The organism is Ochrobactrum chromiisoli (genome assembly GCF_026241335.1).
GTDB lineage: Bacteria > Pseudomonadota > Alphaproteobacteria > Rhizobiales > Rhizobiaceae > Brucella > Brucella chromiisoli.
The window spans coordinates 1-23,657 of record NZ_JAPHAV010000015.1 but is presented as its reverse complement, the minus strand read 5'-3'; the positions used below and the strand labels follow the sequence as shown (position 1 = coordinate 23,657).

Genomic DNA, 23,657 nt, shown 5'->3' with positions numbered 1-23,657 from the left:
CATTGATTTTAATCAATGTACTTGGCCATTAAAACGGTCTATCTTTCGCTTGCAGTTCATACTGGAAGGCTGAGCGAAACGATAGCGGGGCAGGCAATGGCGATCCAGATAGCAGTGCTCAGAGAAACAAAGCCCGGAGAAAAACGCGTTGCCACGGTGCCGATAGTCGCCACGCGGCTCGCACGACTGGGCGCAGCGGTAACATTGGAATGCGGCGCAGGCCATAACGCGACCTTCGCGGACACAACCTATCAGGATGTGACCTTCGCGGATAGCGCTCAAGCTCTCGTGGCAAATGCCGATATCGTGCTGGCTGTCCAGCCGCCCACGGTCGAAGTGGCAAAAGCCATGAAACCGGGCGCCCTGCTCGTCTCTTTCCTCTACGCAGCCGAAAATCCGGACCTTGTCACAGCCTTGCGCGAAGGCAAGATCACAGCCTTCGCGATGGAACGCATCCCGCGCATCAGCCGGGCGCAATCAATGGACGCACTGTCTACTCAGGCTGCGCTCGCGGGTTATTATGCACCGCTACTGGGCGCGGTGCACATGCCGCGCATCCTGCCGATGATGACGACCGCCGTAGGCTCACTGCGCGCAGCAAAAGTTCTGGTCATGGGGCTGGGCGTGGCTGGGCTTTCGGCGCTGGCGACCGCACACCGGCTCGGTGCCATCACCGAAGGTTATGATGTCCGTCCCGAGACCGCCGAACAGGCGCAGTCGCTGGGTGCGAAATTCGTTGATACCGGCATTGATGCCCGTGGTGAAGGCGGCTATGCGCGCGAATTGACAGCGGACGAAAAAATGCAGGTGCGCCAGGTCGTGTCACGTCACATCGCCGAGGCTGACATGATCATCACGACGGCAGCGGTACCCGGTCGGCGCGCGCCGATCCTGATCGCGGCAGACCAGATTGCGGCGATGAAGCCGGGTGCTGTGATCGTCGATCTCGGCGCTGAAAGCGGCGGTAACTGTGAAGGCACGCAGCCCGGCCAGACGATCAACGTGGGGCCGGTGACAATTCTGGGGCCGCTTAATGTGCCTTCGGCGCTCGCCCAGCATGCCAGCGAACTTTACGCCAAGAATATCCTCAATCTCGTTACGTTGCTTGTGAAAGACGGGGCTATCTCGCTTGATTTTGAAGACGAGGTCATCGCCGGTGCCGTTGTGATCCATGACGGAAATATCCGCGATGCCACGCTGCAACAGGGGACAAACGGTGTGGCTTCACCCAGCGCGGAGACTGCGAAATGACCATCGACACATCAATGACCTGGCTGATTGCACTCTATATTTTTATGCTGGCGGCGTTCACCGGCTACGAAGTCATCAGCCGTGTCCCCTCAATCCTGCATACCCCGCTGATGTCGGGTTCGAACTTCATCCACGGCATCGTTGTCGTCGGTGCACTCCATGCGCTGCTCAATGCGACCACGCCTTTCGCCCAAGTCGTCGGCTTTCTCGGCGTCGCGCTCGGTGCGGCCAATGCCGCTGGCGGCTATATTGTGACCGACCGTATGCTCGCCATGTTCAAGTCCAGTGGAAGCGGGAAAAACTGACATGCTTATTCAGCACATCCTAGGGCTGAGCGGATTGGCCGCCGCTGGCTTGTTCATTTTCGGCCTCAAGCGGATGTCCTCACCGGTGACAGCGCTCTCTGGCATCGTTGTAGCTGGCATCGGCATGGTGGTGGCAGTCGCAGCCAGTTTCCTGACAATCTTTGAAATCTCGCCCGAGGTCGCACCGCACCGCGGGGTCAATCTGATCCTCGCCGTTATAGCTCTGTGTCTGGGTGGCGGCTGGGCTTACCTGCGTGGACGTAAGGTCGAGATGACAGCCATGCCGCAGATGGTCGCGCTCTACAATGGCATGGGCGGCGGCGCAGCAGCCGCAGTCGCTGCGGTCGAACTGTCGCGGCACGGAGCGCCGGCACCGGTGATCCTGTCTGTGACCGCTGCTGGCGCGCTGATCGGCTCGATATCGCTGACGGGATCAGTGATCGCCTGGGCAAAACTCGACGGCAAGATCAACAAGCCCTGGCGTTTTGGCGGGCAGCGCCTTGTCAACGGCGCGCTGTTTCTGGCCACTCTCCTGCTCGGTATTGCCCTCGTGGTGTTCTTCAACACGTCGTATTTACCCCTGCTGGCGGTGCTGTTCTTCCTGGGCGCACTGGCATTCGGCATCATGATGACGCTGCCGATCGGCGGGGCCGACATGCCGGTGGTAATCTCGCTTTACAATGCTTTCACGGGTCTTGCCGTGGGGCTTGAGGGCTACGCGCTGCAAAATCCATCGCTGATGATCGCGGGCATGGTGGTCGGCTCAGCCGGCACATTGTTGACCGTGTTGATGGCCAAAGCGATGAACCGCTCGCTGACCAATGTGCTGTTCTCGAATTTCGGCGATGCCGCAGTTCAGGGCAATGCCGAAACCCACGGCGAAATGAAAAGCACTGATGCCAGCGATGCCGCCATCGCCATGCGCTATGCCTCCAGCGTCATCATCATCCCCGGCTACGGACTTGCCGTCGCTCAGGCGCAGCAAAAACTCTACGAGTTCGTCAAGCTGCTTCAGGCGGCAGGTGTCGACGTGAAGTTTGCGATCCATCCAGTCGCAGGCCGTATGCCCGGGCACATGAATGTGCTGCTCGCTGAAGCCGGTGTGCCCTACGATATCATCTTCGACATGGAGGACATCAACACCGAGTTTGCCAACACCGATGTCGCGCTGGTTATTGGTGCCAACGATGTGGTCAACCCCGCAGCCCGTACTGATAAGTCCTCGCCGATTTACGGTATGCCCATCCTTGATGCCGACAAGGCTCATCAGGTCTACGTCGTCAAGCGTGGCCAGGGAAAGGGCTACTCGGGCGTGGAGAATGTCCTCTTTTTCAACGAGAATTGCAGCATGGTCTACGGCGATGCGCAGGCCGTGCTGACGCAAATGGTTCAGGCGGTGAAGGATCTTGGCGCCTGATCTCTTAAAAGAACGCAACACCCTCACTCACAATGGAGAATGGCAATGGCATATGCAACCATAAATCCCTACACTGGAGAAACCGTTGCAACGTTTCCCGACGCGACCGATGCGGAGGTCAATACGGCCCTCGACAAGGCGGATGCAGCCTTCCTAAAGTGGCGTGACACGCCATTTGCGGAGCGTGGGCGCATTCTCCAGAAAGCTGCCGACATTTTGCGGCGCGACAGCGATGCCTTTGCAAAATTACTGACGCTGGAAATGGGCAAGCTCATCTCCGAAGCGAAGGCGGAAGTTGAACTGTCGGCCAAAATCTTCGAATATTACGTTCGTCACGCCGAAGAACTGTTGAAGCCCGAAAAGCTGCCGGTGCTTGATCCCGCAGAAGGCGATGCAATACTGGTGCATGAGCCACTGGGCGTCCTGCTGGCCATTGAGCCGTGGAACTTCCCCTATTACCAGATTGCGCGCATTCTTGCGCCGCAGCTCTCGGCTGGCAACACGCTCATCCTCAAACATGCGTCAAACGTCCCGCAAAGTGCGGCAGCCTTCGAAAAGCTGATGATGGACGCAGGCCTGCCGGAAGGCGCTTTCAAGAACCTCTATGCAACACGCGATCAGATCAACAAGATCATCAACGATCCGCGCGTTCACGGCGTGGCGTTGACGGGGTCAGAAGGCGCTGGCTCCGTGGTCGCCGCCGAGGCCGGCAAGGCGCTCAAGAAATCGACAATGGAATTGGGCGGTGCCGACGCCTTTGTCGTTCTGGCCGATGCCGACATGCCCAAAACGATCGACTGGGCGGTGTTCGGCCGCCACTGGAACGGAGGGCAGGTCTGCGTTTCTTCCAAGCGCATGATCATCGTTGACGAGGTCTATGACACTTTTCTGGATGGCTATCGCAAGGGTGTTGCGAAGCTTGTCACCGGCGACCCGTTCGACCCAAAAACCACACTCGCACCGCTGTCCTCGCAAAAGGCGGCAGACGATTTAAAAGAACAAATTCGCAAGGCGGTCGAGCTGGGTGCGAAGGCCGAAGAAGTCGGCCCGGCAGTGCCCAATCATGGTGCCTTTGTACAGCCAACCATTCTCACCGATGTCCATGAAGGCAATCCGGCGCGCTACTGGGAGTTCTTCGGCCCGGTTTCCATGCTGTTTCGCGCGAAGGACGAGGAAGATGCCGTCCGCATCGCCAATGATTCACCCTTCGGACTGGGCGGTTCTGTCTTCACCTCAGACCCCAAGCGGGGCGCGGAAGTGGCAAAACGGATTTCAACCGGCATGGTGTTCGTCAATCACCCGACCAAAGTGGAAGCTGACCTTCCATTCGGCGGCATCCGCCGTTCGGGCTATGGCCGCGAATTGCTGGGTCTCGGCCTGAAGGAGTTCGTGAACCACAAGCTGATTGATGTCGTCGATATCGACGCACACTTCTAAGCCCGATCTGCCGACACGGCAGTCCATCCATTCAGACTGCCGTGTCAAACGTCAATTCAAGGAGAAGCACCATGTCACTGGACAGCAAAAAAATTCTCGTCACCGGCGCAGCACAGGGTATAGGCCGCGGCATCGCGCTTAGACTGGCCAAGGACGGCGCTGACATCGCGCTTGTCGATCTGAAGGCCGACAAGCTGGAAGCAGTAAAGAAGGAAGTGGAAGCGCTCGGTCGCAGGGCAAGCACCTTTTCTGCCGATGTCAGCAAGCGAGATGACGTCTACGCTGCGATCGACGATGCCGAAAAGCAACTCGGCGGCTTCGACGTCATGGTGAACAATGCCGGCATCGCCCAGGTCAACCCTATCGCAGATGTTCTGCCGGAAGAGGTAGAGCGCATCTTCAAGATCAACATTGAGGGCGTGCTCTGGGGGATTCAGGCGGCAGCAGCCAAGTTCAAGGCGCGCAAGCAGAAGGGCAAGATCATCAACGCCTCTTCCATCGCTGGCCATGACGGCTTTGCCATGCTCGGCGTTTATTCGGCGACCAAATTCGCGGTGCGCGCCCTGACACAGGCGGCAGCCAAGGAATATGCCAGCGCTGGCATCACCGTAAACGCCTATTGCCCCGGCATTGTCGGCACCGACATGTGGGTTGAGATTGATGAGCGTTTTTCCGAACTCACCGGCGCGCCAAAGGGCGAGACCTACAAGAAATATGTAGAAGGCATTGCGCTCGGTCGGGCGCAGACGCCCGAAGACGTCGCGGCTCTCGTCAGCTTCCTGGCCAGCAACGATTCCGACTACATCACCGGCCAGGCGATCCTGACCGATGGTGGTATCGTTTATCGTTGATATAACGCGCGGAGGTTGCCATGCATGCAATGGTCCTGAATGCTATCGGCACGCCACTCGTCTGGACCGAGCTTCCAGATAGGAAGCCCGGCCCGGGTGAGATCCGCGTGAAGGTTTCAGCCTGCGGCGTCTGCCGCACGGACCTGCATGTCGTGGATGGAGAACTGCCCGATCCACATATCCCCATCATTCCGGGCCATGAGATCGTCGGGCGGGTTGATGCGCTCGGTGAAGGTGTAACAGGGCTCACGATCGGCGAGCGAGTCGGCATACCTTGGCTTGGGCACACCTGTGGCGTGTGCCCATATTGCCGTACTGAACGGGAAAACCTCTGCGATGCACCGCAGTTCACCGGCTACACACGTGACGGCGGTTATGCGACCGCAGTCGTGGCCGATGCGCGCTTCGCCTTTTCGCTGGGCGAGGAGGGTGAGGATGCCTCGCTCGCGCCACTGCTTTGCGCAGGTCTGATTGGCTGGCGCTCGCTCGTCTTGGCCGGCAATGCGAAAACGCTGGGCTTATACGGCTTCGGCGCCGCCGCTCACATCATCGCACAGGTCGCGCGCTGGCAGGGACGCCGTGTTTATGCCTTCACCAAAGCGGGCGACACCGCCACGCAGGATTTCGCCAGAAATCTCGGGGCCGTATGGGCTGGCTCATCCGAAGACAGTCCACCGGAGCCTCTGGATGCCGCGATCATATTCGCTCCCGTTGGCAGCCTCGTTCCGGCGGCGCTGAAGAATGTGCGAAAGGGAGGCCGTGTCGTCTGCGCTGGCATTCACATGAGCGATATACCAAGCTTTCCCTATTCTCTGTTGTGGGAAGAACGGCAGGTTGTCTCGGTCGCCAATCTCACGCGGCAGGACGGCATCGATTTCCTCGGGATTGTCCCGAAAGCAGGCATCGTCACCAACGTCACCACCTATCCATTGCGCGAAGCGAATAAGGCGCTCAATGATCTGCGCGCTGGCCGTTTCGAAGGCGCCGCTGTGCTCATTCCCTGAAAACACGGTCGAAAGAGCCTGTCATGCTTGAACAACGATTGGATGCACTCAGAAAAGCGATTACAGTGCTTGATCGCGGCGAGTTCCATTTCTTTGAGATCTACGGTGAAGGGTGGAATGATCTATATGTCGGTACAAAGGTGAAACTCGGCCGGGAGTTTCTTGATCGCGTGCGCAACGGGGAATTCGAAGGCGTCGAGGACACCGGCAGGAAAGAAGCGGGTGGCCGCATCTATCGTAAAATTTGAGAGTTAGGCGCGTTCTCAATGATCCAATCAAAACAGGAAATGGCTTAAACGCCAAAACCCGCCGTTGCAGCAGCGGGTTTTTGATATTTTGGTTGCGGGGCGTGCAAGTGCCGCGTTCTTTTCCCTCGGTTGAAGGGTTTTTAATTTCCGCGTGAAATTGCTGCTGATGTAGTATGGGCCTATCACCGGCTTGCGCTGAGCACAGCCGATGTGGAAGATCTGCTTGCCGATCGCGGTATGATTGCCAGCCGGGAAACAGTCCGCCTTAGGATCAATTGCTTTGGCCGCCATTGTGCCAATCGCCTTCGAAAGCACCGCCCAAGGCCGCATGACAAGTGGCATCTGAATGCAGTCGTCATGACGATACGCCGCCAGAATTCTGGCTCTGGACACTTTACACCGCGCAAGTGACGTCCTGACTTAAACAGGCAAACAATAAAAAGGACCAAATCCAAACAACCTGACGATACCATTTCGCCCAAAAGTAAGCCATGTTCCGTGCTAAACTAATGTGCGCAACAGAACGTCTCAAACACTACCTTCTGCAAGCCTTCTTATGCCCTGCGTATTGGTGACAGTCAGCTTCTGACGACCGCCAAGAACAAGGCCTTTGGATTCCCATCCGCTGAGAATACGCGACACCGTATGAAGTGTGGTCCCCGTCATTTCCGCAATTTCCTGTCGCGTAATCGGAAAATCAATACGAATGCCGTTTTCTTCTTTCTTGCCAGCCTTCTGCGCAAGTCGAAGCACAACATGTGCAACACGGCGCTCAACTTCTTCCGTCGACATTTCCCGGATACGAGTGTGCGCTTCTTCAAGCCGCTTGCCAATGGTTTGAATAGCATTCATGGCAAGCCCGGGATTTTGCTCAACAAAATAGTCCCACAATTCCGCGGGCCAACCAAGAACAAAACTGTCCGTTACAGCCACGGCAGTGCCCGGATAGTCATGACGCTGCAAAGCCTTGGCAAAGCCGAACAAGTCTCCCGGGTGCACCATGCGAACGATGATCTGCTGGCCATCAGACGTAACCTGATTAACCTTCAGCCGACCGTAAAGCAGCAAATAGAACGTTACGGCATCATCGCCTTGTTCAAAAATGGATTCACTTTGCGCGATATGTCGAGACGAAGCATAGGAGACAAGCTTATCAAGCTCATTATCGCCCATTTTGGCGAATAATGACAACTTCCTGACAAGACCGCGGTCGATCGTGGCCATTAAGATACCCCTACTCTAAATCCCCATTTGCTGTTTAGCATATTACAGCAAAAAAGACATTTTATTAGGGGTATAATATTGAGGCATTTAATCAAATAAGATTATGCCGAAAAGCCATTGATCAATTCGAGCACAGGTGCGAACCAACGCCCGTCCCGGACAAGTCGAAATCCGAGATTATCAGGTGGCACGCCCACGCTGCATCCACCAGATTTCGGATTACGAATAAACGAACTCATTGCTGCGCGGTGTTTACCATTGACCACATACACACCACAGACTTCATTCTCGCTGGCTATCTTGCCGTAAGCATCCAGATTGACCCGACGATGGCAGGTGGTGGTCCATTCCCAGATATTGCCACCGATATCGGCAACACCGAATTCATTTTCGCCAAAACTACCTATCGGGCGAATAGCGGGATTCCGACCCTGCTTGCGTGCACTTTGCTTTTCATAATCACGCAACCAACGCAATGCTGGATTATCGCTCCCCTCATCACTGCCCAATGCGTCATCAGAGAACCGCGAACCGGCAGCAAAAGCCCATTGCTCATCAGTGGGCAGATGCCAGACTTCTCCAGTCTTTTTCGACAACCACCGCGCATAGGTTCTTGCATCATCATAACTGATACCAACCACAGGATGCGTCGCCGGATTTGCAGATGGTGAATCATCGGTTCGCTGCGATTGTGTATCAGCTGCAAGACATACACTCTCACGCACGCACAAAGCGTAATCGGCAATGGTGACCTGATATTTCATGATTTCAAAGAGCTGGCCAAGCCGGCGTGTCGTCAGTGGGGCATCAGTGGGATAATTGTTCTTCTGAAAATCACCGACCGCTCGATAGGTCATGCTTCGCGGTGTGACCGTGATCATTTGTGGGCGAATAATCTCAGCCTGTATCTTTTTCGTGTCAATCTGGCCCACTGCATCGACCACAAAAAGCCCTGCCGCAACAGCAAGCAGGACAGCGGGAATTGCAACGCCAAAATCACGCAGCTTTTTCTTCGCACTTTGGTTCATAATGTTTGCACCACCCTCATGATAATCAACAGTTCGGGGGAGCCTCCAGCACTCGCTATTCCCCCGAACCAATGGGCAGATCGCTAGATTACATACCCGAAGGTGCCAGTACCGACGTCATCAAATCGTCGTTCCATTCACCCGTCACCTTGAAGTGAGCGGCTGCACCCAATTCAAAAGCCTCAATCAGGTTGTGGTTCACATAGGCATAGATGCCCGGCTGCTGGAATGTATAGAAGGCAGCTGCCGCTGCACCACCCGGAATAAACCACGTTTCCTGATCAACCGCGGGTGGAGTATTGAATTTGCCGGTCGCCCAGACATAATCACCGTGTCCACCGATGAGATGCGGACGCGTGTCACGGTTGGCCTGCGAATGAACGATCAAGACTTTTTCGCCCACCTTGGCTGTCATAGCCTTGTCGCCAGTCAGTGCACCGACACCGCCATTGAACACGACATGGGTTGGGGTCAGTGTACGCATGACTTTGGTGACGTCTTCATAAGAGTCGCCAGGAGCGTCATATTTCTTGTAGGTGCCGTTCTCATCACGTGGCACATAAAAGTCCTGCTCACCGACGTAGTAGACTTTGTCATATGTCAGAGCATTGCCCTTGCCGTCATGGAGGCCATCGCGCGGGAGTACCATAATCGCGCCGTTCATGCCCGATACCACATGCCAAGGAACCATTCCGGGAGGTGCACAGTGGTAAACAAAGACACCAGGCTTTGTCGCCTTGAAGCGCAGGATCGTCTTCTCTCCCGGATTGATTTCGGTAAGACCGCCGCCGCCTAATGCGCCGGTCGCTGCGTGGAAATCAATATTATGCATCAATGTGTTGGTTTCGGGATTGATCAGCGTCAGTTCAACATAGTCATCCTGATGCACGACCAAAAGTGGTCCGGGCACCGTGCCGTTGAATGCCATCGCATGCACTTCCGTACCATCATCATCAATGACGATCTTCTTCTCCTCGATCACCATCGTGAATTCGACCACTTTCGGGCCACCCTTTGCAACCTGCGTGTGTGCATGAACGAGAGGGGGATCAACCAACTCTACCTTTTCGCGTGGCAATGCCGCAATTTCCGCAGCGGTGGCCTTTCTCATGGTTCCTGTAGCCCAAGCCGAACCTGTCGCCAGAACTGGCGCCAGCGCCCCTGCGAGGGCTGCCCCTGCCAATATTGAACGACGACTAATTTGCATCTGGTCGACCATCGTTTCTCTCCTTCCGATAGGACCGAGCGTTTTTCCGCTCTGTCCCCTCGTTTATAGGAGACGCCTCACAGACGTTCATTGCGCACAAACAAAAGACCGTACATAATCTTGGAAAAAGAAATAATAATAATCAATAACTTAAATGACTAAATTTAATTCTCCGAGCGTTATTTGTTCCAGCACAAGCAATGAATGCGAATACAGATACTGTGTCAGCGGAATGGCGTAACTTTACGAAAAGTTTTATTTTTGACCGACTTTAATGGGCCGCTTTAAATCCGAAAGCGAAAAAGCGGTCCCTGTCGCAACCGTATTATCATAGTGACATGATGGTGGGATTTCAGAAATCAGGCACGGCAAACTTAGCGCGTGCTTCAGGAATTGCCATCTCGGGAGTGCATACTGGATCATAGGTCAGCTCAACATCTGCATGTTTGATACCAGCCATGTTTTCGACGCAGGATTATACTGCCATCGTCAAAAGGCCTGCCGCTGGACAGCCAGGTGTAGTGGTCGCCGTTTTAACCGACACCGCCCCATTTCGGTATGCCACGATCATATAAATCATACCGAGATCAACGAGATTGATACCAAGTTCGGGGTCCATTGCCCCTTGTTCAAAACATTTGCCAGGATACCTCCCGGAGGTGATCTCACAAGCGTGTTAGTATTTTGGGCTGCGGGGACAGGATTCAATCTTAACTTGTGATCATTACAGTCGCACGATAAACGGCCGGGACCGCTTCTGGCTGACGACCGCCGCGGCCTATTGCGTACCGCGGCGTAAAGCGTCAGTGTCTCTACCACTCCGTCTGAGGCTCAGTTTGTGTAACAGAACCTACCTGAGCCCCATATGGCAAATCTTGGAAAAGCTCTGATAGGATGCCGTCCGCTCCTAACTCGGTTTACTAACCAGAGGTCAGGGCAATGCCCTCATTTGAAGTGATACTATTATGCGTCCAGCATATAGCGCTCGCGGGATAATCGAGATCGAAATGCGCTCGGTTGAGAAGCGCATTGGTGATAACAGCACTTCTCCACGCCATCAAACTCAATTGTGGCTCGGCAATACCATGGTTGAGCCTGCCGGCGTTGAGCACGAAAATCCGCCGATCTGCCGGACCATCCCAGTCGAGAGCAAAGTCAGCGCCAACCCGATAGGGTTTGCCGCCTGCCGTCGACAGCATATGTTCGATTGAGGAAAGGCAGTCAGGCAATGCAAACTTGTAGCCGGTGGCGAAAATCAGATGATCCGCACCCAGCATCTCGATGCTACCGTCAAGCCCGTTACGCATCACGATAGACAGGCTGTTCCTGTCATGGCTAAGGTCAAGAACCTCACGATAAGGAAGCAAAACCGTTCGAACCGCATGGTTTTCCAGATGGCGCTGTTCATAAAGGCGCTGATAAATCGCTTTAATGGTTGAAGCGGAAATACCATCGCTCGCGAGCTTTTGATGCTCCACGATTGCATGGCGCCGCGGCTCCGTAAGGCTGTGGAATTGCGCCACATATTGCGGCGTGAAGTGCTCATCGGTGAAAGAAGAATCATCCAGTGGCTGAAAATTCGGGCGTCTGGAAATCCAGCTTATCTCATTATCGGATTTTCGGTTTTCCATAAGATGTTGGAAGATTTCCGCTCCGCTTTGCCCGCCGCCGATAACGACAATTCTCTTGCCTTGCAATTGATCCATTTTTTGTACGGCTTCGCTGGAATGAAATGCACGCTCGCCCATCACGGCTCTGGCCCATTCCGGCACATAGGGCTTAAGACCCACGCCAAGAGACAGATTGCGCGCCATGCGCACATCATGATCGAGAGACACCCGGAAATGATTGCCATCGAACGTGACCTCGCGAATGCTGCGATCAAAATTCAGCGTTTGGATACTTCCCGCCACCCATGAGAGGTAACGCGCGAATTCCTTGCGGGGAATGGCGCTGTAATCGGCGTTGAGAAATTCATAAAAGCGTTTATGGGCGACTAGATAGGCTACAAAACTCCACGGGCTCGTCGGATTGGTGGCTGTCACCAAATCCTTCATAAACGACGTCTGTAGTTCAGCACCAGGCAACATCATACCAGGATGCCAGTCGAAGGAAGGTTTGCGATCAAAAAACTCCACATCGATACCATCAACCGAATCCAGCTGGGCCGCCAGGCTAAGATTGAAAGGGCCGACACCAATTCCGCATAGATCAAGAATGGAATGTGTCATAATGAAACTCCTTCATTGATTTTGGTTTGCGCCCTTCGGGAGGAAAAAGACGCGGTTTCCGCCAGATAAAGAGGATTGTCCAGTTCGGTACCAAGGGCTGGGACGGGCCGTTCATTGGCATCACCGTAACCGATTGCAAAACGAACGCGATTGATGGCAATGCGTGGCATTTTCGGGGAAAACAGGTCGAAGAGCGCGAACCGCTCGCTGAGTTCCGGATGCGCTTTCTGGTAATGCCTCAACCGTGCAGCGAGGACACTATAGAAGGACAATTCGCCATAGCCGTCCTGCGCCAACAGCGCCTCGGACACAAACCGCAACACGCTTGCAAAATGTCCAGTCTGCAAATGCTGCTGAAGATGAATGGCAGGTCGCCGTTTCAGCGTGGATTTCACCGCATCGGGCATCGTCATCAGTTCCGCCCATTCCTGATCGAGCAGATCCGTGTCGCCCTGAAAATCCTTGATGGCAACGCCTGCTGGCACATCGCCATCAAGAAGAAGCGTGATGTTCTGGCCATGGGCGATGAAGCCGACACCATAGCGACAAAGGAAATGATAGAGAGGAATGGCGACCGCATCGAAAAGCCGTTCTAGCCATTGCTCATGCGACAAGCCGGAACGCGCGATCAGGGCGCTGACAACCGGGCATCCATCGCTGCCGCCCTGTGCCAGGGCCCCCATCATCATAGGACGCCAGCCCTCAGGCAGATGTTTTTCGGGGCTCTCGCGCCAGATCGCACCCAGCATCTCGCAAAACTGGTAGGGAGCATCCTTGACCGCTGAAAAATGCGGATGCGGATAAAAGGCGCCTGCCACTTCCTGAAGAATCCGGACATTTCGCAGCATCGGATCGCTCTTCGCGGTGGCGGCGAGCCAGCGCGACAGAGTTGGCCCGATACTCATATATTTGCCGGGCACTCCACGCCATGCGGACGTGTTGAGAATAGTGAGCGACAATTTGAGGTGATTTGCCGATACATGTTTTTCGTTGGCAAGGGTGCGCACGGATTGCTGCGCGATATAGGTGTCACCGAAGGCACCAAGCGGAACGAGCCGCCCGGCGGCAATCTCGCCGGCATACTGGCTGACGATCATCGCCTGCCACTGCCACGGATGCACCGGTAACAGCATATGGGTGTCAAGGCCGATGCCTGCATCGCGCATTCTTGAAAGCAATGCGTCACGCTCGGAGCTATTCAGGCTTTCGGCGAGCAGATCGTCTTCCGTAAGGCCGCCGGCCAGCGCAAACTGGCAATGACTGCGTGCAGCCGCGAGCCAGAAAAGCCGGATCGGCGTTTGAAACTCCGGCGCATAGGCCTCGCTGTCCTGCAATCCCCATCCCAGCCGTCCCTTGTTGGCGGGGGCCTTAGGATGACCGTCAAGGAGCGCTTGCAGTCTGGTGTCGGGCAGGCTTGCCAAATCGTCCGCATTATACTCGGACCGGCTCGCCGCGATGTGAGCATCAGCCATCAGCGTATTATAAAGTTCCTTTGCATAGGTGCAGAAGGTAGGCGGAGAAATGTTCAAAACCGCGCGCGCATCGACGAAGAAGCCAACGGCATCATCGGCGGCGCGCACGCTCTGCGGGGTCACACGAACGATGCTTGCCGCGTCTATATGCAGCTGCCCCCAGATACGGCGCTGCGCGTTGAAGCGATAGGCAACGCCATCGCCAAGCGGCAGTTGCCAGACCGTCTCGTCCCGGTCCATAACCTGCGGAGAAAAGCCCTCCTCATAGGATAATTCCGAAATGGTCTTGGCGATAGCCGTCCGGTTCACCGATGCCCATATCGTTGCATCCATTTCTTTACGCCCAGGGAGTGGGCCAACAGAAGCCACGCAGTTCATAGCGGCACCTCCCTGAAAAAGCGCTCACGCTCGCAACACACAAGCGCAGCGCGTTTGTGTGGGAAGTCGAACTCCTTAACTTTGTCATAGGCGACATCCGCGCAGTAGCTTAACATCTTCTGGTGCGATGCCCGTGGTTCTCCGACAATGCGCCGTGTTCTCGGCTCATCGAGGAAGAGATAATGGGTCACGGAGCGAAACAGCGCCAGCGTCTTGGGACGACCCAGATGACGTGGATTCCCGATCAACCCGTGCCAGCCGCGGTCGAAGTCCTCGCTTTCATAATGCGGCCCCAGGCGATCTTCCCGCGCCCAGTAGAACTCGAAATAGCCAGCCGGTTCATGATCGAAGCTTGCGATGACACCAAAAATATGCGCATCGCTTTCCTGCTCGCACAGATAGGTCTCAAGAGCTTCCCTGCTTTGCGCAAGCTCCCAGAAAAAGGACACACGGCCCTGATTCATCCAGGCATAGAACATGTCGAGATCGGTGCGGCGATCAATCGGACGCAGTGAAACGGTCTTGTTCAGCTCCGGTATCCAGCGTTCGTAAAAGACTCCGGATGGACGCGGAGGGCGAAGCAGGGGTAGTCGTTCAGCCGGCCCAAGTGACGAACGAAGAGCGGGATAGGACGTGTAGACAGCCTGCTTGCGCCACAGTAACGGTAATTGCCGTAAGACATGGCGCTCAATCACGGCCAGCCCATCACTTTCGCGCAAGGCGAGCGCGCTGACCGGCGCAAGCACATCGGCCAATGGCACAAGAATGGTCGGAACATCGGGAAAGCGCTGGAAAACGGCATCAAGAAGTGCCGCGAGCAGTGTCGTTGCATCATTATGCAGCGGATCAAGCCTGATAGCGCCAAGCTTCAATGTCTGCTGTTGGAAATCCAGCTGTGCTTCAGCGCGAAACGCACCGGCTTCACCGAACAGCAGCAGACGCCCGTCCTTGTCCAGCCTTGCAGCCAGCCGTTCAGTATTGGCCGCGCAATAATGCCAAGACAGTTCGCTGCCTATGAACGTGGACGGCGTGGGACGTTCATAATCGGTCTTCTGGATTTGAATATTCATGGCGTCACCGTGTCGCGAGGGGGTTAGCAAAGCGGATGTAGGAGGCAAGGGGATCGGTCATATCCGTGTTTTCGTTGACGTTTCCAGCCGAGATCATGAAATTGCCCTTGGCGAGCAGCGTCGGACTATCAAGGAGGTATTCGAGCGCCGTTGCGTCGCGGATCGACGTGTCACGAAGCCGCTGGAGTAACTGGCGTAGGCTTGTGAAAAGTTCAGCCTCATCAACATCCTGCACATCGCTCAACGCCGCTATGAGCGCGAAAACGCCGTTGATGAATAGATAATAGCCGACCAATTGCGCTGCCTCGTCTGCACCAAATACATGATCGGTCGCACCGCCCGCTTCCGGCAGATGCTCGCGCAGAGCGGGCAGAAACGAGCGGACATAACCTGTCCCCTGACAATCGCGGAAAAAGAGCGCATAGGGCCAGCCATTATGCAAACCAACCACGAGATTTTGCTGATGCGCGCCGAAGAGGAGGCCGTAATCACCTTGCGCAATCATGAAGGGGGTAATCGCCACATCCAGAAACTGCGCGAACCAGCGCTTGGCAACAGCCGATGTCTGCGCGCCCTCCCTCTGCGCGATCCGGTGGATCAGATCACCGACATGACTGCCCTCTCCATTCGGATGGCGCTCGCAAAGGGCCGCAAGCACTGCGGCCTGCGGCTCATTATTCGATTGAAACGGGTTTTCCCTGAACACCGCAATCGTTTCGGTATCGATGGCCCCATCCGGCAAACGCAGCGCAATCCAACCTGGCTCGCCCATAATGTGAAAACGTGGAAAGCGTTTTCGCAATGCTTCACCAACCGCGCCCGTCAACAAGCGCTGGACATTCATGCCGGGCTGGCATTCGCCGGGTTCCACAATACGGCGCGAATTGGTGAGCCGTAGACTGAGAGAAAACTTGAGCATCCACGCGCTTTGCGGCGAATGGACCGCGCGCAGCGACGTTGTCGCGCGCCAGTCCGGCCCACCAATGCCAAGATCAACGATCCTGCCATGCCGCTGCAACTGCTGGATATCTGGGCGCAGCATGAGACGCGCCGCCTGCCATGGATGCAGGGGAATAACGGAGCGGCCCGCAACCTTTTTGGCCAGCAGGCTGTCGGGCGCGATCATGGCGGCAATCGCACTGGTAACGTCAAATCCTTCAACTGCGCCATGGGCTATCAGTTCCGGTGCAACCGCCCACCATCGCAGAGAAAAGCTGTTGCCGTATTCTGGACCGAAGCGGAGGCTGTCCTCATGGGTGAACTCGTCACGACTGCGCGGAAAAGGATGCACCGCATGACCGAAGCGTAAAGCTTTTTCCGCCCCAATGAAATTGACATCCGCTTTGGCAAAAGGCCGTTCATCTCCAGTCTCGCGCAAAAGCGCAAGGATCGCGCGCATGCTGTCGAGCAATCTGTGCTGGAACAGCAGCTTGGCTTCCTGCGAAACAGATCCGCCTATCACGTCTTCCTTGAGCAGCCTTGCGGCGAGTTCCGGCAAACTGACAGGCTCAAGCCGATCTCCGTCAGCCTTCCACATCGGAGTGCCAAAGCGATGATACCCCGCCGCCGACCACGACATCAGAGGCACATGCACTTCAAGTGCGGAGGCAGCGAGTTTAAGGCGCAAGATTTTCTTTGCATGTCGTGTGGACGACGATGGTTTTCCTTCGTCTATTTCCCACTCAGTCCATTCTCTTAAAATAGAATTAAGAAACATATTTTCATATATCGCAAATTTATCTTCTTGTATCTCAGCATACATACTCATTCTCCGAAGTTTAATTTTGACTTCTATTTACAGATTGAAATTATGTTGCTACCGATATGCCGAATTTAAACATACGGTGAACTCTATGAATGTCGAAACAGATGCTCTTAAGCTTTCCTCTCGTCTTTCCGTCGCCATTTCGACCATTGGATTCAATCAAACGGCATTCATTGCGCTTGTCCCGCTGATCGCGACCACAACGGGACTTCAGACCGGGGAGATCGGTTTCACGGCCGGGCTGAGTGCGCTTGTCTTCGTGATCAGCGCGCCTTTCTGTGCTATGCTTGGGACTTGGATTGGTGCCCGTCGTGCACTTTCCGGGTTGGCTCTGGGCCTGCTGGCCGCCCAGATCATCTTTTTGATCTTGATGGTCGCCGGCCCGCTGCCTTATGCGTTCGCCCTCGGCCTGCTCGTGGTTTCGCGGGTCATTTACGGGATTGCGTCGGCTGGCGTCATGCCGATTGCGCAGGGCTGGATTTCGGGCCTGCTCCCGCAAAATCAGCGCAGCGGCGGCCTTGCCCGGCTGAGCGCCGGTCTCAGCATCGGCCGCATTCTCGGTTCTGCTGCCGCAGTGACGGCCAATATACTGCCCATTCTGCCGCTCGCTCTGCTTGTCATCAGCCCGCTCAGCCTGTTGCTGGTGCGTGGGGCAAAGGACAGGACGGCCGAAGCTGGTCAGCCTTTCACAGGACGGATTTATCTTTCTCCATTCGACGGGCGCCTCATCCCCTTCCTCGCACTCGGATTTTTGATTACCATGGCTTTCGGCAACATCCAGATGGTGCTTGGACCTTGGCTGCAATTGCGCTTTGCCATCAGCCCGGCACAGGCAACGGCTGCCACCGGTCTTACTCTGATTATCGTCGCATTCGCTATGATTGCGACCCAGATCGTGCTCATTCCACGCCTGCGCCTTGCCAATAGAACCACTGTCCTGATCGGCGCGGCCCTTCTGGTATCTGGTGTCATGCTGGTGGCTGTCACCCGCGCCGCATCTATCAATTTGGCTGGACTGGTCATCAGCGGCATCGGCACGGCAATTGCTACGCCCAATTATCTGGCCTGGCTTACGAGCCGTATGCAACAGAGCGAGCAAGGTGCCGCGGCTGGATGGCTTGCCAGCGCGCACGTACTCGGTCAGGGGGCGGGCGCGATTGCGGGCGGCTATCTGTTCACGATTTCGACTGAGGCCCCGCTCGCGGCCTGCGCGATCCTGGCTGTGATCGCCGCGCTTCTCGCCGCCCTCATGAAGACGGGCAATGCTTGACGGCTGGCGCAAACACACGATCATGATCTTTGATCCTGAACGGGGGACGTGCCTGTTTCTGGCAACACCTTCAGTATCGTGATCGTTGCTATCACGGCCAGTGCTGACAGCACTGCGGCGAGTGCGAAGAGAACCCCGTATCCCAAATGGTCAGCGATCATGCCTGACAGCATGGAACCCGCCAGATAAACAACAATCTGTGCGCAGGCGAGGATAGTGAAATCCGTACCCGGCTGATCAGGCGAAGTGATGCTCATAAACAGACTGTAAAGGGCCACGATCTCCATGTACCGGATGATGGTCTGGAACGCCGATGCGCCATAAAGTGGCCAGATTCCGCCAAAAGTTCCGAGGGCATGCAGGGCGAAGAGGAGGAAACAGATTGTTCTCAGCCCACCGAGCAGTCCAAGCACAGGGCCCGCTCCCCATCGTCTGAGAAGGACAGCAGCAATGGCCGATCCCGCAATACCGGCTGTGGCAGCAGCCGTTCCCGACAGATAGCCGATGCTATCAAGTTGCACGCCCGAATCCACAAGATAAGGGCCTTCCATTGCTTTCATCAGCCCTTCGCTGGCCCGGTAGATGAGTGCAATCCATAAAATCTGCCGCGCTTCGGGCCGTGACAGGAAATGCATGATGGACGGACGCCTTATGGCTTTTCCATCATGTATATGCAGCGGATCCTCTTCTCGCATGGAAAAGGCGGCGATGAGTGGAATACATGACAGAAACGCGATCACACAGAGCATCGTCGTCCAGCCTGCATGACGATAAAGCACCAGCCCCAGCGTTCCGCCGATCAGCACGCCGAATGCGACGGCTCCGCCCTGGATGGCGTTGCCGAAAGGCCTGTCCTGTTCATCAAGATATTTGGCAGCGTATCCGTCGGTCGCAATATCCTGTGTGGCAAGCAGCAGCGAAACAATGAAGCCGACCACGAAAATGCCCGGCACATTAGCGGACCCCACCAAGGTAAGACACAGGATCGCAGCGATGATCGCGCTTTGTGTCAGAATAACCCAGCCGGATCGATGTGACCGTGCCCATGGCCGGAAGCGATCGATCAGCGGCGCCCATGTGAATTTGAGCACCAATGGCAAAAGCAGAATGGAAAACATGCCGATCATGGTGCGAGAGACATTCTGCTCGCGTAATATCGGCGGCAGGGCCGCTGCAAACAGATATGTTGGAATACCTTGCGCCAGATAGAGCCCTACCAGAACACAGAAGAGCCGCGTTCTGGAATAGGCAGGCGACACTGGAGAAGGTGTCACCATCGGCACCTCTCCCCAAGCGCTCTGAATGACACCCCATCCGTCTGTCCAGTTCGGACATATTGAGCAAAACAAGGCGTGAAAATGATTTCGCGTTTGCGTTCAAACAGGAAATGCTCGTTGGTGCGGGCAACCATTCTCATCGCTCGCGTCCTTCAGAAGGTAACCTTATAAGACAGGAAGACGCTACGCCCCAGCCCCGCGACTGGTGCATTGCGGGTGGCCGTTGCGGTTGGATTGATATAATAGGTGTCGAAGACATTACGCACTGCGAGACTGGCCTCGCTGCCATTCTCGAAGGTTTTCGAGAATGCCATATTGACCAATGCGGCATCGTCTATTTCCTGATTTTCAACGCGGTCACGCCCGGAGAAGTATTCTAGCTCGGTGCGTACCTTGTAGCCGCCTTCAAAGGACGTGTTCACATAGGCAAGCCCCTTCCACGTCGTCGGAATGCGATTGTTGGGCAGATATTCGCCGGAGCCTATATTGCCGTCACCATCGGCGTCATATTTACCTTCCTGATAGGCAAGCAGGCCACCGATCGTAAACATCGTGTTGATATCGTAGTCCACGCGTGCTTCCACGCCCCAGATGCGTTCCTTTTGCTGGCTTACGCGATTTGCCGCGATGTCATAATTCACACCATCCTTGGAAGTCGAAAGATAACCGCTCACGCTGCTGCGGACATCACCCCAATCACCGCGCAGGCCAAGTTCATAGGTGTTGACCAGTTGCGGCTTGGGCGCGATATCGGCATAGCTAATTGTATAATCGGGCGCGCCCGTGCAGCCATAGATCGCTGCTATGGAACCATAGGCATCACAGATTTCAGCCAATGAATTAACGCCAGCGCGTCGGGTGAAAGCGCCGATATCCGTGAGGCTATAGCCTTGCGAAAAATTGCCGAATGCCTGAAGCTCATCCGTAACGTCAAATATGGCACCGGCATTGAAGGTCCACGCATTATAATCGAACGAACCGCCGATCACGCTGATTTCGGGATAGATATTGGCAAGAGATCGTGCTGGCCAGGCAACGGCTGTTGGGCGAGTAAAATCATCCACATCAAGATAAAATTGATCGAAACGCGCGCCGCCCTGAAGGCGGAAGCGTTCAGTCACCGGAATTTCTGCCTGCGCGAATGCTCCGATGGCATTCTGCGACATAGGCGCAATGGCATCTTCATCATTCAAAAGCCGCTGCTTTGCTTTGTCGAACGTATAATCCAAGCCCCAGGTCAACTTGCCGCCATCAGTTATGAAATCCATCGGCGTGGAGATTGTTACGTTCACACCGGAACGGTCAAAATCATATTTTGACTGATTGAACCACGCCGTTGGCTGGCGGGGATCGCCCGAATAATAGACCTGGGTGTTGACCGCTGAAAGCTCGGTAAAGGGCGACTGTTTGAATATCTTGTTATAGAAAGCCTTCACTTCGAGACTACCAAGGAAAAATTCCTGATCGGTATATTTCGCAGTCAGATATTTGGAGTCCTCACGAAGAGGCTCACCAGTATAATCCGAACCGAAGCGCGGCGAAACGGGATCGGTTGTATAATCCGTAAACCATTGCGGCTTCTGTTTGGCATAAGTCCAGTCAAGACTTATTTCGAAGCGGCGCGGACCGCTTTCATAACCGACGGCACCAAAGAAATTACCATTGACGGTGCGATCTCCACCACCCTGCCCCAGCATGGCATCGGATGCCATTTCATTGCCGTGTCCATCATAGGTCCGTCGGCTCCAATCACCGCTTCCTGAAAAATAATAGTCGAGTTTGTCATGACGCCCCTCAATGGAAATGCTCGTCTCCGGCGCAGCAGATTTTCCGAGATTCTCCGTGTAACCTGTGAGTCCGGTCCGCACACTGATTGTGGGCTTGTCACTTGTGCCACGCTTGGTGATGAAATTGATGGTGCCGCCCGTCGCACCCGCGCCATAAAGGCTTGATGCGCCATTCACCACTTCGATCCGTTCAACCCAATTGAGATCAATCATCGACAATACGCGCGACAAGTCTCGCAGCGGTGTGTTGCGAGGCACGCCGTCAACCATGATCAGCACACTACGCCCGCGAAATGTTTCGGAAGCACCGGAGATCGTCTGATTACTTGGGGCAAAGCCAGGAACCAGACGCGAGATGAGGTCACTGGCATTTGGCGAGATCCGCATCGCCTCTTCAACCTGCTCCTGATCAATGACCTGAACAGACTGCGCAACGGCAGCAATTGAACTTTCGTTTCGACCTGCAGTAATGACAATCTGATCGAGGTGTGTTGTCCCCACTTCGCTATCGACGGTTTGCTGTGCAAGTGCTGCTCCACTAAAGACACAGCCGCAAAGAAGAGAAGTCATAAATCGCCTGTTCATTTTTCCCCGATCCAGAATGGCAAATGAAAACTGATAGATAGCGCTTACTGCAAGCGGATTTATCCTTATGGGGATGCATTGGCCGCCTTGGCAAAAAATATGGCGAGCGGCATCTGACGCACCATAATTTTCTCCGTTCGTCATTCCGCATCCTCTCGGCAAAGACAGCACTGGCCGCTGCTGCAAAAATCGTTTAAACTAGATTGTTATAGTCAACTTTATAAGGCAGCTTCGGCATTCGGCTTGGTTTTTTACGAAAAAGAATGGGACCAGAACGAACTGACCAGAGGTCATTTGCCCATGTTGCAAGGATGCATCATGATTCCGTTTGAGCAGATCGAAACGGTTATTCCGCAATACTTTGATGTGGCGGAGCTGGAAAGCGAAGGAAGCCTTATGCGTTGCGCATCGGCACTTTCTGCAGTTGCTGGCTGCGTCTCGATAGCGACAGAGGGCACAGTCCCTGAAGCGTTTCGCGCAATCTATTGTTCAGTAAAAAAACTGCGGATCATGACGTGTTACTTTCCAAGGCGCGAAATATCTGTAAGAGGAAGAGGCGAATTGCCACCCGATCAGATACTGATGCTGCGAAGCATGGAAGGGCCGCTTCATATTGATCAGGATGACCAGACCTTGCGCCTTGAACCTGGAGAAGTTGTTTTTCTTCCAGCGACATCTCCATTCGAGTGGCGACTGCCACAGGGGGGCCGCATCGACTGCGGAAGATTGCCGTCTGGGTATTTCCCAGTATCAAAACAATCAATAGAAAATTTTCTCATGCGCCCCATCGCCAAGGCGTATCCTCCGCTGAAGCTCCTCATGACCCATGGTGCTTATCTGCTTATGCGCGGAGCACACGCCCCCGGTGAAGCTGAAATGATTGTTACCCACTTCCGGCAGGTACTGCCTATTGTGCTCGAATATTTTTGCAATGAAAATATAAAGAACCAATCGGGGATAAATTTATCGCGTATCAAGGCCTTCATTGAGACCCACCTCTCCGACACCCGTTTTGACCTCGGGGCCGTTGCTTTGAAGTTTAATGTGACCACGCGTCAGGTACAGAAGCTTTTTCAGGCAGAAAAGACGACCTTCTCACGCTATGTGCTTGCGCGCCGCCTGGAGATGGCGCGCATGATTGTTCTACGATCCAGTGACCGGCCAATAAGCACCATCGCATACGAGATTGGATTTGGTGACCTTTCATACTTTAACAGAGCATTCCGCCAGCGTTTCAGGATGACGCCATCGGCAATGCGAAAGTTCTCGAACGATGCGGCTTATCCCCACGACAGGCAGAAGACGTAAACAAAGCAGTCCAGCACTTTTGGGTGCCCGAACGATTTCTTCATTCTCCATTGCACATTTGCGTGCTCGCGCTGTGAGCTTTCGGAAGGTTGTCCATACGGGGCGGATTTAAGAGGCTGGAGTTAGCAAGTCTCAATTTTCCAGGATCGCTTCGAACGAACATTCCCGAGAATGTCCGACTGACGCCTTTGCGTCGAGAGGAGATGGCCGTGGCGTTGCCCGCAAGATCTTGTCGCGCTGGGTCGAGCACTTCAGGCAAGGCAGACGCCCGGCGATGGCTGACCGGTCATCGCGGCTAAAGTCCCGTCCCGGAAGACCGAGGCACTTCTGGCCGTTCTTATGGTTAGGATGCGCGAAGGCTTAAACGCAAAAAAGCCCTTCGTTAAGAAGGGCTTGGTGCAAGTGCAGTTATCGTTGGTTGCGGGGGCAGGATTTGAACCTGCGGCCTTCAGGTTATGAGCCTGACGAGCTACCGGGCTGCTCCACCCCGCGCTATTTTTTGAACTATTCGGGTCATGATATTATTTCCGCCGAAGAGGCGG

Annotated in this window: 18 protein-coding genes, 1 tRNA gene and 3 pseudogenes; 11 read left to right on the top strand and 11 right to left on the bottom strand. The window is 55.0% G+C overall.

Annotation, left to right across the window (positions count from 1 at the left end):
• Positions 1–15 precede the first annotated feature (15 nt).
• The 8 genes and pseudogenes from OPR82_RS19145 to OPR82_RS19110 form a co-directional block, all read left to right on the top strand.
• The gene (locus tag OPR82_RS19145) at positions 16–1,251 is read left to right on the top strand and encodes an NAD(P) transhydrogenase subunit alpha (protein WP_265986488.1); all 1,236 of its coding nucleotides are present in this window, start codon (positions 16–18) and stop codon (positions 1,249–1,251) included.
• Positions 1,248–1,556, top strand: coding sequence for an NAD(P) transhydrogenase subunit alpha (locus tag OPR82_RS19140; RefSeq protein ID WP_265986487.1), 309 nt, complete (start codon positions 1,248–1,250; stop codon positions 1,554–1,556). The genes OPR82_RS19145 and OPR82_RS19140 overlap by 4 nt, the downstream gene beginning before the upstream one ends.
• Position 1,557: 1 nt before the next feature.
• A complete protein-coding gene (locus OPR82_RS19135; RefSeq protein WP_265986486.1) occupies positions 1,558–2,973 on the top strand; it encodes an NAD(P)(+) transhydrogenase (Re/Si-specific) subunit beta in 1,416 nt (471 codons plus the stop codon).
• A gap of 45 nt (positions 2,974–3,018) precedes the next feature.
• A complete protein-coding gene (locus tag OPR82_RS19130) occupies positions 3,019–4,410 on the top strand; it encodes an NAD-dependent succinate-semialdehyde dehydrogenase (protein ID WP_265986485.1) in 1,392 nt (463 codons plus the stop codon).
• A gap of 71 nt (positions 4,411–4,481) precedes the next feature.
• Positions 4,482–5,261: an acetoin reductase gene (locus OPR82_RS19125; protein WP_265986484.1), complete on the top strand. Its 780-nt coding sequence runs from the start codon at positions 4,482–4,484 to the stop codon at positions 5,259–5,261.
• A 20-nt stretch (positions 5,262–5,281) separates the two neighbouring features.
• On the top strand, positions 5,282–6,265 hold the full coding sequence (locus tag OPR82_RS19120) for a zinc-dependent alcohol dehydrogenase family protein (protein ID WP_265986483.1): 984 nt from the start codon (positions 5,282–5,284) through the stop codon (positions 6,263–6,265).
• Positions 6,266–6,288: 23 nt separating this feature from the next.
• Complete coding sequence (locus tag OPR82_RS19115) at positions 6,289–6,513, top strand: DUF1413 domain-containing protein (RefSeq protein ID WP_265986482.1); 225 nt, start codon at positions 6,289–6,291, stop codon at positions 6,511–6,513.
• A 156-nt stretch (positions 6,514–6,669) separates the two neighbouring features.
• Positions 6,670–6,902, top strand: a pseudogene (locus tag OPR82_RS19110) (IS6 family transposase); the annotation flags it as partial.
• A 139-nt stretch (positions 6,903–7,041) separates the two neighbouring features.
• Here the strand turns inward: OPR82_RS19110 and OPR82_RS19105 are convergent.
• The 8 genes and pseudogenes from OPR82_RS19105 to OPR82_RS19070 form a co-directional block, all read right to left on the bottom strand.
• Positions 7,042–7,737, bottom strand: coding sequence for a Crp/Fnr family transcriptional regulator (locus tag OPR82_RS19105; RefSeq protein WP_265986481.1), 696 nt, complete (start codon positions 7,735–7,737; stop codon positions 7,042–7,044).
• A 101-nt stretch (positions 7,738–7,838) separates the two neighbouring features.
• Complete coding sequence (locus OPR82_RS19100) at positions 7,839–8,765, bottom strand: formylglycine-generating enzyme family protein (RefSeq protein ID WP_265986480.1); 927 nt, start codon at positions 8,763–8,765, stop codon at positions 7,839–7,841.
• 88 nt (positions 8,766–8,853) lie between these two features.
• Entirely contained in the window at positions 8,854–9,984 is a 1,131-nt protein-coding gene (gene nirK, locus OPR82_RS19095) for a copper-containing nitrite reductase (protein WP_265986479.1), read from the bottom strand.
• A gap of 340 nt (positions 9,985–10,324) precedes the next feature.
• Positions 10,325–10,591 (bottom strand): annotated as a pseudogene (locus OPR82_RS22830) (metal-sulfur cluster assembly factor).
• Between the two features lie 301 nt (positions 10,592–10,892).
• Positions 10,893–12,203 carry a lysine N(6)-hydroxylase/L-ornithine N(5)-oxygenase family protein gene (locus OPR82_RS19085; RefSeq protein WP_265986477.1) on the bottom strand — a complete coding sequence of 437 codons (1,311 nt, stop codon included), beginning with the start codon at positions 12,201–12,203 and terminating at the stop codon, positions 10,893–10,895.
• Positions 12,200–14,053: an IucA/IucC family protein gene (locus tag OPR82_RS19080; protein WP_265986476.1), complete on the bottom strand. Its 1,854-nt coding sequence runs from the start codon at positions 14,051–14,053 to the stop codon at positions 12,200–12,202. The genes OPR82_RS19085 and OPR82_RS19080 overlap by 4 nt, the downstream gene beginning before the upstream one ends.
• Complete coding sequence (locus tag OPR82_RS19075; protein ID WP_265986475.1) at positions 14,050–15,123, bottom strand: GNAT family N-acetyltransferase; 1,074 nt, start codon at positions 15,121–15,123, stop codon at positions 14,050–14,052. The genes OPR82_RS19080 and OPR82_RS19075 overlap by 4 nt, the downstream gene beginning before the upstream one ends.
• 4 nt (positions 15,124–15,127) lie before the next feature.
• Positions 15,128–16,750 (bottom strand): IucA/IucC family protein, encoded by a 1,623-nt coding sequence (locus OPR82_RS19070; RefSeq protein ID WP_265986474.1) that lies wholly within the window; start codon positions 16,748–16,750, stop codon positions 15,128–15,130.
• Between the two features lie 226 nt (positions 16,751–16,976).
• Here OPR82_RS19070 and OPR82_RS19065 point away from each other — a divergent pair, with 226 nt between their 5' ends.
• Entirely contained in the window at positions 16,977–18,158 is a 1,182-nt protein-coding gene (locus OPR82_RS19065; RefSeq protein WP_265986473.1) for an MFS transporter, read from the top strand.
• Positions 18,159–18,178: 20 nt separating this feature from the next.
• On the opposite strand, the gene OPR82_RS19060 is transcribed toward OPR82_RS19065, so the two are convergent.
• Complete coding sequence (locus tag OPR82_RS19060; RefSeq protein ID WP_265986472.1) at positions 18,179–19,435, bottom strand: MFS transporter; 1,257 nt, start codon at positions 19,433–19,435, stop codon at positions 18,179–18,181.
• Positions 19,436–19,587: 152 nt separating this feature from the next.
• Positions 19,588–21,792, bottom strand: coding sequence for a TonB-dependent receptor (locus OPR82_RS19055; protein WP_265986471.1), 2,205 nt, complete (start codon positions 21,790–21,792; stop codon positions 19,588–19,590).
• 258 nt (positions 21,793–22,050) lie between these two features.
• On the opposite strand from OPR82_RS19055, the gene OPR82_RS19050 reads away from it, so the two are divergent.
• Positions 22,051–23,115, top strand: a complete 1,065-nt coding sequence (locus OPR82_RS19050) for a helix-turn-helix transcriptional regulator (RefSeq protein WP_265986470.1) — start codon at positions 22,051–22,053, stop codon at positions 23,113–23,115.
• Positions 23,116–23,318: 203 nt separating this feature from the next.
• Positions 23,319–23,425, top strand: a pseudogene (locus tag OPR82_RS22825) (IS481 family transposase); the annotation flags it as partial.
• Between the two features lie 105 nt (positions 23,426–23,530).
• Here the strand turns inward: OPR82_RS22825 and OPR82_RS19045 are convergent.
• A tRNA-Met gene (locus OPR82_RS19045) sits at positions 23,531–23,607 on the bottom strand.
• Positions 23,608–23,657 lie beyond the last annotated feature (50 nt).

Bases quoted from the DNA above. Each gene is read 5' to 3' on its own strand.
- OPR82_RS19145 (WP_265986488.1), top strand. From the start codon at position 16: ATGTACTTGGCCATTAAAACGGTCTATCTTTCGCTTGCAGTTCATACT.
- OPR82_RS19140 (WP_265986487.1), top strand. From the start codon at position 1,248: ATGACCATCGACACATCAATGACCTGGCTGATTGCACTCTATATTTTT.
- OPR82_RS19135 (WP_265986486.1), top strand. From the start codon at position 1,558: ATGCTTATTCAGCACATCCTAGGGCTGAGCGGATTGGCCGCCGCTGGC.
- OPR82_RS19130 (WP_265986485.1), top strand. From the start codon at position 3,019: ATGGCATATGCAACCATAAATCCCTACACTGGAGAAACCGTTGCAACG.
- OPR82_RS19125 (WP_265986484.1), top strand. From the start codon at position 4,482: ATGTCACTGGACAGCAAAAAAATTCTCGTCACCGGCGCAGCACAGGGT.
- OPR82_RS19120 (WP_265986483.1), top strand. From the start codon at position 5,282: ATGCATGCAATGGTCCTGAATGCTATCGGCACGCCACTCGTCTGGACC.
- OPR82_RS19115 (WP_265986482.1), top strand. From the start codon at position 6,289: ATGCTTGAACAACGATTGGATGCACTCAGAAAAGCGATTACAGTGCTT.
- OPR82_RS19105 (WP_265986481.1), bottom strand. From the start codon at position 7,737: ATGGCCACGATCGACCGCGGTCTTGTCAGGAAGTTGTCATTATTCGCC.
- OPR82_RS19100 (WP_265986480.1), bottom strand. From the start codon at position 8,765: ATGAACCAAAGTGCGAAGAAAAAGCTGCGTGATTTTGGCGTTGCAATT.
- nirK (WP_265986479.1), bottom strand. From the start codon at position 9,984: ATGGTCGACCAGATGCAAATTAGTCGTCGTTCAATATTGGCAGGGGCA.
- OPR82_RS19085 (WP_265986477.1), bottom strand. From the start codon at position 12,203: ATGACACATTCCATTCTTGATCTATGCGGAATTGGTGTCGGCCCTTTC.
- OPR82_RS19080 (WP_265986476.1), bottom strand. From the start codon at position 14,053: ATGAACTGCGTGGCTTCTGTTGGCCCACTCCCTGGGCGTAAAGAAATG.
- OPR82_RS19075 (WP_265986475.1), bottom strand. From the start codon at position 15,123: ATGAATATTCAAATCCAGAAGACCGATTATGAACGTCCCACGCCGTCC.
- OPR82_RS19065 (WP_265986473.1), top strand. From the start codon at position 16,977: ATGAATGTCGAAACAGATGCTCTTAAGCTTTCCTCTCGTCTTTCCGTC.
- OPR82_RS19060 (WP_265986472.1), bottom strand. From the start codon at position 19,435: ATGGTGACACCTTCTCCAGTGTCGCCTGCCTATTCCAGAACGCGGCTC.
- OPR82_RS19055 (WP_265986471.1), bottom strand. From the start codon at position 21,792: ATGACTTCTCTTCTTTGCGGCTGTGTCTTTAGTGGAGCAGCACTTGCA.